The sequence below is a fragment of the Actinomadura madurae genome, from assembly GCF_900115095.1.
Taxonomy (GTDB): Bacteria; Actinomycetota; Actinomycetes; order Streptosporangiales; family Streptosporangiaceae; genus Spirillospora; species Spirillospora madurae.
Genome location: NZ_FOVH01000001.1, coordinates 773074 through 786647, shown reverse-complemented (window position 1 = coordinate 786647; position 13574 = coordinate 773074). Strand labels below are relative to the sequence as shown.

At 73.8% G+C, this 13574-nt stretch carries 13 protein-coding genes; 4 read left to right on the top strand and 9 right to left on the bottom strand.

The window, feature by feature from the left end; all coding sequences use genetic code 11:
• Positions 1-136: 136 nt before the first annotated feature.
• Positions 137-1615, top strand: coding sequence for a flavin monoamine oxidase family protein (locus BM339_RS03750; RefSeq protein WP_075019888.1), 1479 nt, complete (start codon positions 137-139; stop codon positions 1613-1615).
• Positions 1616-1746: 131 nt separating this feature from the next.
• On the top strand, positions 1747-2469 hold the full coding sequence (locus BM339_RS03745; RefSeq protein WP_143118269.1) for a hypothetical protein: 723 nt from the start codon (positions 1747-1749) through the stop codon (positions 2467-2469).
• On the opposite strand, the gene BM339_RS03740 is transcribed toward BM339_RS03745, so the two are convergent.
• The 3 genes from BM339_RS03740 to BM339_RS03730 all read right to left on the bottom strand — a co-directional run bounded on the left by BM339_RS03740 (position 2444) and on the right by BM339_RS03730 (position 4719).
• Entirely contained in the window at positions 2444-3490 is a 1047-nt protein-coding gene (locus BM339_RS03740) for an LLM class F420-dependent oxidoreductase (RefSeq protein ID WP_021595586.1), read from the bottom strand. The genes BM339_RS03745 and BM339_RS03740 overlap by 26 nt on opposite strands.
• Positions 3491-3572: 82 nt before the next feature.
• The gene (locus tag BM339_RS03735; protein ID WP_075019886.1) at positions 3573-4238 is read right to left on the bottom strand and encodes an enoyl-CoA hydratase-related protein; all 666 of its coding nucleotides are present in this window, start codon (positions 4236-4238) and stop codon (positions 3573-3575) included.
• Between the two features lie 34 nt (positions 4239-4272).
• On the bottom strand, positions 4273-4719 hold the full coding sequence (locus tag BM339_RS03730) for a PaaI family thioesterase (protein ID WP_021595588.1): 447 nt from the start codon (positions 4717-4719) through the stop codon (positions 4273-4275).
• Between the two features lie 103 nt (positions 4720-4822).
• Here BM339_RS03730 and BM339_RS03725 point away from each other — a divergent pair, with 103 nt between their 5' ends.
• Positions 4823-5398 (top strand): TetR/AcrR family transcriptional regulator, encoded by a 576-nt coding sequence (locus tag BM339_RS03725; protein ID WP_021595589.1) that lies wholly within the window; start codon positions 4823-4825, stop codon positions 5396-5398.
• A gap of 107 nt (positions 5399-5505) precedes the next feature.
• On the opposite strand, the gene aroQ is transcribed toward BM339_RS03725, so the two are convergent.
• From aroQ to aroC, 4 genes are read right to left on the bottom strand one after another with little or no spacing between them, the layout of a single operon-like run.
• Complete coding sequence (aroQ, locus tag BM339_RS03720) at positions 5506-5949, bottom strand: type II 3-dehydroquinate dehydratase (protein WP_021595590.1); 444 nt, start codon at positions 5947-5949, stop codon at positions 5506-5508.
• On the bottom strand, positions 5946-7013 hold the full coding sequence (aroB, locus tag BM339_RS03715; protein ID WP_075019885.1) for a 3-dehydroquinate synthase: 1068 nt from the start codon (positions 7011-7013) through the stop codon (positions 5946-5948). Before aroB ends, aroQ begins: the two co-directional genes overlap by 4 nt.
• Positions 7010-7519: a shikimate kinase gene (locus tag BM339_RS03710; protein WP_024935578.1), complete on the bottom strand. Its 510-nt coding sequence runs from the start codon at positions 7517-7519 to the stop codon at positions 7010-7012. The genes aroB and BM339_RS03710 overlap by 4 nt, the downstream gene beginning before the upstream one ends.
• 8 nt (positions 7520-7527) lie before the next feature.
• Positions 7528-8706 (bottom strand): chorismate synthase, encoded by a 1179-nt coding sequence (gene aroC, locus BM339_RS03705; RefSeq protein ID WP_075019884.1) that lies wholly within the window; start codon positions 8704-8706, stop codon positions 7528-7530.
• An 80-nt stretch (positions 8707-8786) separates the two neighbouring features.
• Between aroC and BM339_RS03700 the strand changes: the two genes are divergently transcribed.
• The gene (locus BM339_RS03700; protein WP_075019883.1) at positions 8787-9794 is read left to right on the top strand and encodes a DUF2332 domain-containing protein; all 1008 of its coding nucleotides are present in this window, start codon (positions 8787-8789) and stop codon (positions 9792-9794) included.
• Here BM339_RS03700 and BM339_RS03695 read toward each other — a convergent pair.
• Together BM339_RS03695 and BM339_RS03690 are read right to left on the bottom strand one after the other, a co-directional pair.
• Positions 9791-12763 (bottom strand): glycine--tRNA ligase, encoded by a 2973-nt coding sequence (locus BM339_RS03695; RefSeq protein ID WP_075020139.1) that lies wholly within the window; start codon positions 12761-12763, stop codon positions 9791-9793. The two genes, BM339_RS03700 and BM339_RS03695, sit on opposite strands and share 4 nt — an antisense overlap.
• Before the next feature lie 69 nt (positions 12764-12832).
• Positions 12833-13528 (bottom strand): SseB family protein, encoded by a 696-nt coding sequence (locus tag BM339_RS03690; RefSeq protein ID WP_021595596.1) that lies wholly within the window; start codon positions 13526-13528, stop codon positions 12833-12835.
• Positions 13529-13574: the final 46 nt, after the last annotated feature.

The window sequence follows — 13574 nt, the reverse complement described above, 5'->3', positions numbered from 1 at the left end:
GCCACCCGCGCGGCGGCCGTCTCGACGCGGTCACGAACATGAGAAACTCTCGACTTTTGCTGGAGGGCTGGCCTAGGTTGACCGGGCGTGTGCTCCGTCCGTCCCCCCGCATGGACTTCCCCGGGAGTGATTCACCGTGACCCGAGTCAGCCGCCGCAGACTGCTCGGCACAGGCGCCCTCACCGCCGCCGGAGCCGTCGTCTCCGCCGCCGCGGCACCGCCCGCCGCCGCCCGCACCGCACCGCTCGGCGCCGACGTGGTGATCGTCGGCGCCGGGCTGGCCGGCCTCACCGCCGCTCGCGACCTCGTCGCCGCCGGGCGGTCCGTCATCGTCCTGGAGGCCCGCGAGCGGCCCGGCGGGCGCGTGTACGGGATGCCGCTCGGCGACGGCACCACCAACGAGGGCGGCGCCGAGTTCATCGGCCCCACCCAGGACCGCATCGCCGCGCTCGCGAAGGACATGGGCGTCGGTACCTACCCCACGTACAACACGGGCAAGAACGTCTACTACCGCAACGGCAAGCGGTCCCTCTACGAGACCGACGGCATCCTCGGCGCCGTCCCGCCGGACTGGGGCGTCGTCGACCTGGAGCTGGCCCTGCTGCGTCTCGGCACCATGATCAAGGAGGTGCCGGTCGGCGAGCCGTGGCGGGCCGCAAAGGCCGAGGAGTGGGACGCCCAGACCTTCCACACCTGGTCGCGGGCCAACACGATCAGCAGCGGCGCGCGGTTCCTCATGGACGCGTTCGCCTCCTCGACCCTGTCGGTGCGCTCGCAGGAGGTCTCGCTCCTGTACGTGCTGAACTACGCGGCCTCGGCGGGCAACGCGAGCACCCCGGGGACGATCGACCGGCTGATCAACACCAAGGACGGCGCGCAGGAGTCCCGGTTCGTCGGCGGCTCGCAGGAGGTGCCGATCCGGCTGGCGGCGAGGCTGGGCGACATCGTCCGCTACAACGCGCCGGTGCGGTCCATCGTCACCGGCTCGGGCGGCGTGACGGTCACCGCCGACGGCGTCACGGTGTCGGCCGAGCGCGTCATCGTCGCGATGTCGCCCGCGATCGCCGACAAGATCGACTACTCGCCGGCGCTGCCCGCGAGCCGGGCCCAGCTGACGCAGCGCTACCCGATGGGGTCGGTCGCCAAGTTCGTCGCCGTCTACGACACGCCGTTCTGGCGGGCGGACGGCCTGACCGGGCAGGCGATCGCCGACAGCGGCGCGATCGACGCGACGTTCGACAACAGCCCGCCGGACGGGTCGCGCGGCATCCTGATGGGCTTCATGAACCAGGCCAACATGCGAAGGCTGGACGCCGCGCCCGCCGACGACGTCCGCGCGGCGGGCCTGGACTCGTTCACCAAGCTGTTCGGGAGCCAGGCGGCGAACCCGAGCCTGACGGCGTTCCAGCGCTGGGACAACGAGATGTGGAGCGGCGGCGGCCCGGTCGGCGTCGCCCCGCCCGGCGCGCTCACCGCCTTCGGCCCGGCGCTGCGGGCGCCGTGCGGCCCGATCCACTGGGCCGGCACCGAGACGTCCGACTACTGGACCGGCTACATGGACGGCGCCGTCCGCTCCGGCGAGCGCGTCGCCAAGGAGGTCCACGCGGCCCTCTGACGCCGCCTCCCCGCGAGCCGTTCCCGCGCGGTTCCGCCGTCCCGGAAAGTAAGGATCAGATGGCGATCCGGACGGCGGAACCGTGCGTCTCATCCGGAGGACACGGATGAACGACGGAACGGAATCCGATGGTGCGGTACGGGAGACGGTCGGAGCGGGGCCTGGCGGCGCTGCTGGCGTTCGGCGCGCCCGGGGCCGGGCTCGCGATCGTCGTCGCCGAGGCCGCCCTCGCCGCCCACGGCCCGTCGGCGCTCATGGAGAACTGGGCGGGCACCGCGCTGATCATCGTGATGCTGCTCGCCGGGTACGGCCTGATCGTCTTCACGCAGCTGCGCTACGAGAACATCCTGGTGTTCTTCGGCGCCTTCCTCCTGCTGTCCTTCGGGGCGGGATACGTCGCCGAAGCGGTGCGGGAGCAGGCGTTGCACGAGCGGGGACGGACCACGGCGTGCACGGTGCGGAGTGTCGACCGGCGCGAGGTCACCAGCACCGACAGCGAGGGGCACACGACCACGCGCGTCTACTACGACCATGACCTGGCCTGCGCCGAGCCGCGGGTGCGGAAGATCACCACCGGTCCCCCGGCGGCGGCGAAGCGAGGCGACCGCATCCAGGTCGTGTACGACCCGCGCGGCCGCCTCCACCCGCGCCCCGCCGCCTCGGTCGAGGACCCGGGCGCCACCCTGAAGCGGGGAGCCGCCCTGTTCGGGGGCGGCGTCCTCCTGCGCGTGCTGTACGAGCTGAGGGTCCCGCCGTTCGGTCCCGGGTTCGGGCCGGGGTTCGGCGGCCTGGGCCGCAGGTGGCGGACGCGCCGGATGCGGCGGTCCTTCAGAGACCGGCCGCCATCTCCTTGACCTTCTCGATCAGGGCGAGGCGGCCCTTGTGGTCGCCGGCGATCGGGGTCACGTTGAGCGTGGTGACACCGGACTCCTTCATCGCCGCGAGCCGCTCGCGGACGTGCCCCTCGGAACCGATGAGGGACATCTTCTCCAGCAGCTCCTGCGGGACCTTGGCGGCGGCCTCGTCCTTCTTGCCGTCCAGGTACAGGTCCTGGATCTCCTCGGCCTCCTTCTCGAAGCCGTAGCGGCGGGCGAGGTCGTTGTAGAAGTTCTTGCCCTTGGCGCCCATGCCGCCGATGTACAGCGCGGCCATCGGGCGCCCGAACTCCAGGAAGCCCTGCACGTCGTCGCCGATCGCGAGCGGGGACTGCCCGACGACGTCCAACTCGCCGAGGGCCGGGTCGCGCCTGGCCTTGCCCGCGGCGAGGGCCGGGCCCCACACGTCCCTGGCCTTCTCCGGCATGTAGAAGATCGGCTCCCAGCCGTTGGCGATCTCCGCGGTCAGCTCGACGTTCTTCGGGCCGATCGCGGCGACCAGGATCGGGATGTCGGCCCGTACCGGGTGGTTGATGAGCTTGAGCGCCTTCCCGAGGCCGGTGCCCTGTCCCTCCGGCAGCGGCAGCGTGTAGTACTTGCCGTCGTGCTGGACGCGCTCGCGCCGCCACACCTTGCGGCAGATCTCGATGATCTCCCGGGTGCGGCCGAGGGGCGCGGTGTAGGGGACGCCGTGGAAGCCCTCGATGACCTGCGGGCCGGACGCGCCGATGCCGAGGGTGAACCGGCCGTCGGAGACGTAGTCCAGGCCGGCGGCGGTCTGCGCGATCGCGGTCGGCGTCCGGGAGTAGATGTTGAGGATGCCGGAGGCGATCTCCAGCCGCTCGGTCCTGGCGGCGATGTAGCCCATCTGGCTCACCGCGTCGTAGCTGTAGGCCTCCGCGACGTAGACGATGTCGAGGCCGGCCTTCTCGAAGTCGGACAGCTCCTCGACGGTCTCCTTGAAACCGCCCGAGTAGCTGAGCGCCATCCCGATGCGCATGGTGTCCGCGCCCCTTCCCTGCAAACCGAATCCGATTCCGGTCAACGTAACCTACTCCCCCCTCCCGGCCGGGACACGGGGGTCAGCCGAGCGCCGGGCCGTTCAGCGCGTCCAGTGCCGGCCGGTACAGGGCCGTGCGGATCTTGGCCACGACCGCGCCGTCCTTGCCCGCCTGCGACGCGGCGTGCTCGACGGCCGCGGGCAGCACCTCGTCCTCGGCCGCCGCGCGCTGCACGATCCCGGCGGCCAGCGCCTGCTCGGCGGTGTAGCGGCGGCCGGTGAGCATCGCCTCGTGCGCGGTGGCCTTCGGCAGCCGCGAGGTGATCAGCACGTTCATCCCGGGGGTGAAGCTCATCCCGAGGTCGACCTCGGGCAGGCAGAAGTAGCCGCGGTCCGTGCGCATGACGGCGAAGTCGTGGGCGAGGGCGAGCATCCCGCCGCCCGCGAACGCGTGCCCGTTCAGCGCCGCGACGGTCGGCATCGGCAGCGACAGGAGGCGCGCGTACAGCGCGTGCACCCGCCCGAGGTACTCCTCGAACCTGTCCTGGTTGGCGCCGAGCCAGTCCAGGTCGAGTCCGTTGGAGTAGAACTTGCCCGTGCCCACGGTGACGAGGGCGCCGGGCCCTCCGCCCTTGGCCACCTGGTCCAGCGCGCCCTCGACCTCGCCGAGGAAGTCGGGGCTGAACCGGTTCTCACCCGCGTCGAACCGCAGGACGTGCACGTCCCCGTCGCGGCGGAGCTCGATCATGAAGGTCTCCTCGATCCGTGCCTGAGCCCCGACCCTACTCGCCGGTAGCGGGCGGGAAGACCATGCAGGTCGTCGTCCCGTGCGCGACGAGCTTGCCGTCGGCGTTCGTGACGCGCCCCTCGGCCGTCGCGACCCTGCGCCCCATGTGGACGGTCGTGCCCTCGCACACCAGCCGCCCGCCCTCCAGCGGCACCGGCCGGACGAAGTTCACCTTCAGCTCCAGCGACGTGTAGCTCGCCCCCGCGGGCAGCGAGGTGTGCACCGCGCAGGCCATCGCCGAATCGAGCAGCGTCGACATGATGCCGCCGTGCACGGTGCCGAGGGGGTTGCTGAACTCGGCCCGCGGCGCCAGGGCGAACACGACCCGGCCGGGCTCCAGCGTCTCGGCGGTCATGCCGAGCAGCGCCCCGATGCCGTAGCTCGCCTCCCCGTTCTTGCCGAGCAGCTCCTTCAGCTGCTCCAGGCCCGCCGTGGTCTCCATGCCAGAGCCCCCCATTCGGTATGACGTCCGTCATAGCCAGCTTTTTCCATGACGACCGTCATGGTCAACGCGATGACCATATGATGAATGTCATAATCGGTCCATGGGGACCGACAGCCGGGAACGCATGGTGCGCAGCGCCGCCTTCCTCTTCCGCGAGCGCGGCTACAGCGGGACCGGGTTCCGCGACGTCATCGCGCACAGCGGCGCCCCGCGCGGGTCGATCTACCACCACTTCCCCGAGGGCAAGGCGCAGCTCGCCGAGGAGGCCGTCCGCTACGCCGGGGAGTTCCTGAACGCCGGCATCCTCGCCGCCACCGAGAGCGGCGACGCCGCGTCCGCCGTGGACGCCTTCGTGGGCTGGTGGCGGCAGGTCCTGATCAAGAGCGAGTTCCGCGCCGGCTGCCCCGTCGTCGCCGTCACCGTCGAGTGCCACGACGACGCCCCGCAGCTCGCCGCCGCCGCGGCGGCGGCGTTCGGCCGCTGGCAGGACACCCTCGCCACCGGCCTCGGCAACGCCGGCGTCCCGGACGAGCGCGCGTCCCGCCTGGCCCGCCTCATCGTCGCCGCCGTCGAGGGCGCCACCATCCTCTGCCGCGCCCACCGCGACGTCGCCCCCCTCGACGACGTCGTCACCGAACTCAAGGACATGGCCAGACGGGCAGCCCAAGAGGAATGACGTCGCCCTCCGCTCCGCTGGCGCTCCGCTCCGGTCGCCGGTGGGTCCGCGCGCCCTCGCCGGGGGTGGTCCGCTCCGGGCGCGGGTCCGCGCGTCCTCGCCGGGGGTTAGGGGGATTCGGTGGTCAGTTCGGCTATGGCTTGGAGGGCCAGGACGTAGGACATGGGGCCGAAGCCGGCGATGGTGCCGGTGGCCACGCCGGCGACGACGGAGGTGTGGCGGAACTCCTCGCGGGCGGCCGGGTTGGTGATGTGCACCTCGATGAGGGGGGCGGTGCGCTGGGCGAGCGCGTCCCTCAGCGCGTAGGAGTAGTGGGTGAACGCGGCCGGGTTCAGGACGACCGGGATGCGCAGGTCGGCGGCCTCGTGCACCCAGCGCAGCATCTCGGCCTCGTCGTCGGTCTGCTTGAAGTCGACGTTCAGGTTCAGGCGGCGGCCGGTGTCGCGGCACAGCGCGGCGAGGTCGTCGTAGCTGGTCGTGCCGTACTTGTCGGGCTCGCGGACGCCGAGGCGCCGGAGGTTGGGCCCGTTCAGGACGAGGACGGGGGTCATCGGCCGACCTTCCGGTACGCCGCGGCGAGCAGGGCCTCGTCCGGGCCTTCGAGGCGGCCCGGCTCGGCGATGCCGTCCAGGACGACGAAGCGGAGCGTCGCGCCGCGGGACTTCTTGTCGATGGTCATGGTCTCGCGCAGGCCGGGCCAGTCGGCGGCGTAGGAGACCGGCAGGCCGACGGAGGAGAGCACGTCGCGGTGCCGCTGGACGACGGCGGCGGGCAGGCGGCCGGCGAGGTGGGCCAGCTCGGCGGCGTAGACCATGCCAATCGCGACGGCGTGGCCGTGCCGGAACCGGTAGTCCTCGGCCTTCTCGATGGCGTGGGCGAGGGTGTGGCCGTAGTTGAGGATCTCGCGCAGGCCGCTCTCCCGGAGGTCGGCGGAGACCACGTCGGCCTTGACCCGGACGGCGCGCTCGACCAGCTCGCGGGTGTGCGGGCCGTCCGGGGAGGCGGCGCCCCGCGGGTCGTCCTCGACCAGGTCGAGGATCTTCGGGTCGGCGATGAAGCCGGCCTTGATGATCTCGGCGAGGCCGCTGATGTAGTCCTCGCGCGGCATCGTCACGAGCGTGGCGAGGTCGCACAGCACGCCGGCGGGCGGGTGGAACGCGCCGACGAGGTTCTTGCCCTCGGGGACGTTGATGCCGGTCTTGCCGCCGACGGCCGCGTCCACCATGCCGAGCAGCGTCGTCGGGACGAGCACCGCCCGCACGCCGCGCAGCCAGGACGCCGCCGCGAAGCCGGCGAGGTCGGTGGTCGCGCCGCCGCCGACGCCGACGACGACGTCGGTGCGGGTCATGCCGAAGCGGGCGAAGGACGACCAGAGCCCGGCGAGGACGCCGACCTCCTTGGCCGCCTCCCCGTCCGGGACCGGCAGCGCGTGGACGGTGTACCCGGCCTGTTCGAGCGCGCCGCGGACGGGCCGGGCGATCTCCGGCAACCCCTCGGCGTGGACGACGGCGACGGTCCGCGCCCGGTCGCCGACCATGCCGGGCAGCTCGCCCAGCACGCCCGTCCCGATGAGGACGTCGTACGGGTCGGCGCCGCCGACGTGCACCCGCGTCACCGTGCGGACTCCAGCGCCTTCGCGACGTCCTCGACGATGTCGGCGGGGTCGCGGCCGTCGGTGTCGACCTGCACGGTGCCGAGCCGCTCGTAGATCGGGAGGCGCTCTTCCAGCAGCTTGCGCATCTGGCTGCGCGGGTTCAGCACGAGCAGCGGCCGGGCGGACGCCAGGCCGACCCGCTTGATCGCCTCCGACAGGCCGACCCGCAGGTAGACGACGGTGTGCCCGGCCAGCAGCTCCTGGGTCTGCGGCGCGAGGACGGCCCCGCCGCCGAGCGCGACGACCCCCTCGTGCTCGGCGAGCGCCGCGGCGACGGCGTCGCGTTCCAGCTCGCGGAAGCGCTCCTCGCCGTCGTCGATGAAGATCTCGCCGATCGGCTTGCCCGCCGCCCGCTCGATGTCGGCGTCGGTGTCGCGCAGCGGCACGCCGAGCCGGTCCGCGAGCGCGGTGCCGATCGTGGTCTTGCCCGAGCCGGGCGGCCCGATGATGACTGCCTTCGGTCGCATGATGCCGTTCACTTGATCGTCAGGGAGGACAGGTAGCCCCGCAGGTTGCGGGCGGTCTCCTCGGCGGTGTCGCCGCCGAACTTCTCCATCGCGGCGTCCGCGAGCACGAGCGCCACCATGGCCTCGGCGACCACCCCGGCCGCGGGGACGGCGGTGACGTCGCTGCGCTGGTTGATCGCCTTGGCGGGCTCGCCGGTCTTCACGTCGACGGTGTCCAGGCGCCGCGGGACGGTCGAGATCGGCTTCATCGCGGCGCGCACCCGCAGCACCTCGCCGGTCGTCATGCCGCCCTCGACCCCGCCGGCCCGGTTCGTGCGCCGGCGGATCCCCTCGGGGGTGCCGTCGATCTCGTCGTGCGCCCGGGACCCGGGGCGGCGCGCGGTGGTGAACCCGTCGCCGAGCTCCACGCCCTTGATCGCCTGGATGCCCATCAGGGCCCCGGCGAGCCGCGAGTCGAGCCGCCGGTCCCAGTGGACGTGGCTGCCGACGCCGGGCGGCAGCCCGTAGGCGAGGACCTCCACGACGCCGCCGAGCGTGTCGCCGGCCTTCTTCGTCTCGTCGATGTGCGCGACCATCCTCGCCGACGCCTCGTCGTCGAAGCACCGGACGGGGCTGTCGTCCACCCGTGCGAGGTCGCCGGGCCCGGGCAGGACGCCGTCGGGCGCCGCGACCTCGCCGAGGGCGATGACGTGGCTGAGGACGTCCACGCCGAGGGCCTGCTTGAGGAACGCCTTGGCGACCGTGCCGAGCGCGACCCGCGCCGCGGTCTCCCGGGCGCTCGCCCGCTCCAGCACGGGACGCGCGTCGTCGAACCCGTACTTCTGCATCCCGACCAGGTCGGCGTGGCCGGGCCGCGGCTGCGACAGCGGGGCGTTGCGCGCCTGGGCGGCGAGGACGCCGGCGTCCACGGGGTCGGCCGACATGACCGTCTCCCACTTGGGCCATTCGGTGTTGCCGACCTCGATCGCGACGGGCCCGCCGAGCGTCACCCCGTGCCGGACGCCGCCGAGGACGGTCACCTTGTCCTGCTCGAACTTCATCCGGGCCCCTCGCCCGTGGCCGAGCCGCCGGCGGCGCAGTTCCTCGGCGATGTCCCCCGAGGTCACGCGCACACCGGCCGGCAGCCCCTCCACGATCGCGGTCAGGGCCGGGCCATGGGACTCCCCCGCGGTCAACCAGCGCAGCATGCGAACGATCCTATTGACTCCGGGCCGCCGCCCGTGACGGCGTCCACCATCTGAGAGGCTCGTCGGCGGAGGTGAGGGGTATGCGGAGGGTGCTGCTCGCCCAGGCGCGGGCGTGCGCCGACCTCGGGTCGCCGATGTACGCGGAGTTGCTCACGCGGGCGGCGGACGACCCGGGCGAGGCGGTCGCGGACGTCCTGGAGGGCCGGACGGGGCCCGGGTTCGTCCTGGGGATGCTGGGGACGGTGCACCGGCTCGTCCTGGAGGGCCGGGTGCCGGAGCTGGCCGCGCACTACCCGACCGCCGGGGGGACGGCCGACCCGCTGGAGGCGTGGCCCGCCTTCCGGGACGTGCTGGCCGCGCACGCGGCGGAGATCCGCGACGGGCTCGCTGACCCGCCGCAGACCAACGAGGTCGGGCGGGCCGCCCCGCTGGTCGGCGGGCTGCTCGCCGTCGCCGAGGCCGCGCGCCTGCCGGTCCGGCTGCTGGAGATCGGCGCCAGCGCGGGCCTGAACCTGCGTGCCGACCGTTTCCGGCTCCTGCACGAGACCGGCTCGTACGGGCCGGAGTCGCCGGTCGTCCTGCCCGGCGCGTGGCGGGGGCTCCCTCCGGTGGACGCGCCGCTGGCCATCGCGGAGCGGCGGGGATGCGACCCGCACCCGCTGGACGCGGCGTCGGCCGAGGCCCGGCGGAGGCTGCTGTCGTACGTGTGGCCCGACCAGACGGCGCGGGTCGAGCGCCTCCGGGCGGCGTTCGAGGTGGCCGCGCAGGTCCCGGCGGCGGTCGTGCGGGCGGGTGCGGCCGAGTTCCTGGACGGGCTCACCCCCGTGCGGGGGGTCGTCACGGTCGTGTGGCACTCGACGATGCGCGCGTACCTGTCGGGCGAGGAGGGCGCCCGCGTCGACCGGCACATCGAGTACGCCGGGGCGGCGGCCACCGCGGCCGCGCCTCTGGCGCACCTGTCGTTCGAGGGGCGCGACAGCTCGCGGCTCGACGCCGTCCAGGTCGTGGCGCTGCGGCTCTGGCCCGGCGGGGAGCGGCGGATCCTCGGCGAGGGGCCGTCGCACGGGCTGCCGATCACCTGGTTCTAGGCGATCTCCCGCCAGTCGAGGACGGGCGCGACGAGGTCGCGGACGGCGGCGAGGAACCCGAGGCGGTTGGCGCGCCGGGCCGGGTCCTCGTCCATGACCATGACGTCGTCGAAGTAGGTGTCGATGGGCGCGATGAGGGCGGTGGCGGCCGCGTAGAACTCCGGCAGTGCGGGGCGGCTGGGCAGTTCGTCGCGGACGCGGGTGAACGCCTCGTCGAGGGCCCGTTCCGCGGGTTCGGCGAACAGGGCCGGGTCGTAGCTGGCGCGCGTCCCGTCCGGGACGATCCGCAGCACGCGCTGCAGCGCCGTCACCAGCTCCTCGAACCGGGACGACCGCCGGAGCCTCGCCAGATCGGCCGCGGCCTGAGCGGCGTGGGCGGGCGCGCCCGCGTGCGGGAGGACGGCCCGGACGACGCTCACCGGGTGCCCCTCGTCCAGAAGGTTCTGCTCCAGGCGGCGCGCGACGAACCGCTCGGCCTCCGCCAGGGCGGCGGGCGGGACCTCGACCGGCTGGTGCCGGGCGGCGAGGGCGAGGCCGTCCCCGACCGCGACGGGCGCCAGGCGCGGGACGTCCCGCAGGATCGCGGTCAGCGCGAGCGCGGCCCGCCGCAGGCCGAACGGGTCGGAGCTGCCGGTCGGGGCGGAGCCGGTCGCGAACAGGCCGGCCAGCAGGTCGAGGCGGTCGGCGACCGCGAGGACGGCCCCGGGCAGGCCGCCGGGCAGGGCGTCCCCGGCCGAGCGGGGAAGCTCCATCTCGTAGAGGGCCCGCGCGACGGCCTCGTCCTCGCCGGCGCGGCGGGCGTACTCGCGGGCCATCGTCCCGGCGAGGCCCGGCAGCTCGATGACCATGGACGAGGCCAGGTCGAACTTCGCCAGCCCGGCGGCCCGGCGCAGCGCGGCCCGCTCGCCGCCGGCGAGGCCGAGGCGGTCGGCGAGCTCGGCGGCGATCGCGGCGATGCGGGACGACCGGTCGGCCATCGAGCCGAGGCGCTCGGTGAAGGTGAGCCTGCCGAGGCCCTCCTTGATCTGCTCGGGCGTGCTCTGGAGGTCCTGCCGGTAGAAGAACGAGGCGTCCTCGTAGCGGGCGCGGAGGACCGCTTCGTTCCCGGCCCGGACGGCGTCGTGGTCGCATTCGCCGTTGGCCGCGGTCACGAAGTACGGAAGGAGACGGTTCGTGGCGCCGCGCACCGGCAGGTACCGCTGGTGCTTGCGCATGACCGTGGTGAGGATCTCCTCGGGCAGCTCCAGGTACGCCTCGTCGAACGAGCCGAGGATCGCGACGGGCTCCTCGACGAGGTTCACGATCTCCTCGACGAGGTCCTGCTCGGACTCGAAGGCGATCGTGCCCCCGTGCCGCCGCGCGAGCGCCCCCGCGTCCTCGATGACCTGGGACCTCCGCCGGGACGCGGCGGGCTCGATCCCATGCTCGCGCAGGACGCTCAGCAGGGACGCGGCGTCCGGCACCTCGACGAGCGGCGCGGCGGCCGTGCGGTGGACGCGGGTGACCCGGCCCGCCCTCAGGTCCGCGACCGTGAACGGGACCTCCTGATCGTCGAGCAGGGCCAGCAGCCAGCGGATCGGGCGGGCGAACGACAGGCCGGGCGCGCTCCACCGCATGTTCTTCCCGGCGCGCAGCCCCGTGACGATCTCCGCCAGCAGGGCGGCGAGGACCTCCGCGGCCGGACGTCCCACGACCTTCCGGACGAAGCCGGCGTACTCCCCGTCCCCGACGGTCACCCGCCCGACGTCCGCGGCCTCGACGCCCTGGCCCCGCGCGAACCCCAGCAGGGCCCGGGTCGGCGCGCCGGACGCGTCGTAGGCGGCGGCGAGGCGCGGCCCCTTCACGACCTGCTCGGTGTCGGGCTCGCGCGGCTCCAGGTCGCGGACGACCACGATGATCCGGCGGGGCGTCGCGAACGTGTCGAGCGAGGTCGCGTCCGTGGACAGCCCGGCCTCCTCCAGCCCGGCCTCCAGCCGTTCGGCCACGTGCGCGGCGGTCCGTCCGACCTCGTGCGGCGGGAGTTCCTCGACACCGATCTCCAGCGCGAACGTCCCGGCCTGCGTGAGGTCCGGCAGCGGGCCCGGGTCCAGGGCGGCGGGCCGCGTGGAGGCGTCCCCGAGCGGATGCCCCAGCTCGGCGCGGCGCTCCACCCACAACCCGGCGACCTCGTGGGCCAGGCCGCGCATGCGCGCGAACGCGCGGGCCCGCTCGGTCGTGCCGATCGCTCCGCGCGCGTCCAGGACGTTGAACGCGTGCGAGCACTTCAGCACGTAGGAGTGGGCCGGGACGGGGAGCCGGGCGTCGAGCATGCGCCGCGCCTCGGCCGCGTACGCCTCGAACAGCTCCCGGTTCGCCGCGATGTCGGCATCGTCCAGGTAGTACCGGCTCATCTCGTACTCGACCTGGCCGAACGCTTCCCCATAGGTGATCTGGGGGGCGTACACGATGTCCTTGAAGTGGGAGACGCCCTGGAGCGCCATGAGAATGCGCTCCATCCCGTAGGTGATCTCGACCGACACCGGGTCGAGGGTCAGCCCGCCGGACTGCTGGAAGTAGGTGAACTGGGTGATCTCCAGGCCGTCCAGCCAGACCTCCCAGCCGAGCCCCCACGCGCCGAGCGCGGGCGACGCCCAGTCGTCCTCGACGAACCGGACGTCATGGGCGCGCAGGTCGATGCCCAGCGCGGCGAGGCTGCCGAGGTACAGCTCCTGCGCGTCGCCGGGCTCCGGCTTGAGGATCACCTGGAACTGGGTGTGGGTCTGCAGCCGGTTCGGGTTGTCGCCGTACCGGGAGTCGTCCGGGCGGACGCTCGGCTCGGTGTAGGCGACCCGCCACGGCTCCGGTCCGAGGACGCGCAGCGCGGTGGCCGGGTTGAGCGTCCCCGCCCCGACCTCGGTGTTCATCGGCTGCGCGACGAGGCAGCCGCGCTCGGCCCAGTGACCGGTGAGCCTGATCAGCGCGTCCTGCATGGTGAGCACGGCGTTCTCCCAACGAGGTAGGGCATCAAGGGTAGGAGGAGGCCGCCTGCCCGGGAGGGGTCACCTGCGCATGACGTTCAGTTCGACGCCGCCGACGATGCGGCCGCGCAGCAGTTCGGCGAGCCGGTCGGACACCCGCTGGACGGTGACCCGCTCGTCGTGGCCGGGGACGACCGCGAACCGCACCGCCACCTCGGCGGACGTCCCCTCGGTGACGCGGACGCCGCTGACGGACCCGTCGGAGCCGAACGCGGCCTCGACGGCGGCGAGGACGTCGGGGTCCTCATGCGGGGGCGGGACGGGGCGGCCCTCGGCCAGCATGTGCAGGTGCAGCCCCTCCACGGCGAACGGGACGGGGCCCGCCACGTCCACGACCAGGGCGTCGGCGCCCTCGTCCAGGGTGGCGCGGCACGCGTCGCCGCCGCGGACCGTGACGGGGCGGGCGTCGGCGCGCCACGCCTTCATCGTCTCGGTGCAGGTGAAGCCGAGGACGCCGCGCCGCCCGTCGTCGCCGATGAGGGTCGGCAGCGCCATCTCGCTCGCCTTCTCCCGGCGCGGCTCGCCGGGCGCCGCCTGCTCCTCCTCGGTGAGGACGGCGACGATCGGCACCAGGAGCCGCGCCGCCTGGAGGCGGCGCAGCACGGTGTGGGCGCCGGCGCGCCCGGCCGCGTACCCGGCGAGCGCCTCGCACAGGCGGGGGTCGGCGCTCCCGTCGTCCCCCGGGAACTGTGGTTCGGGAATCGTCAGTCCGGACACGGCAGGAAGGCTATAACCTCCGGCGACCGCGGTGGGCGACTATCCG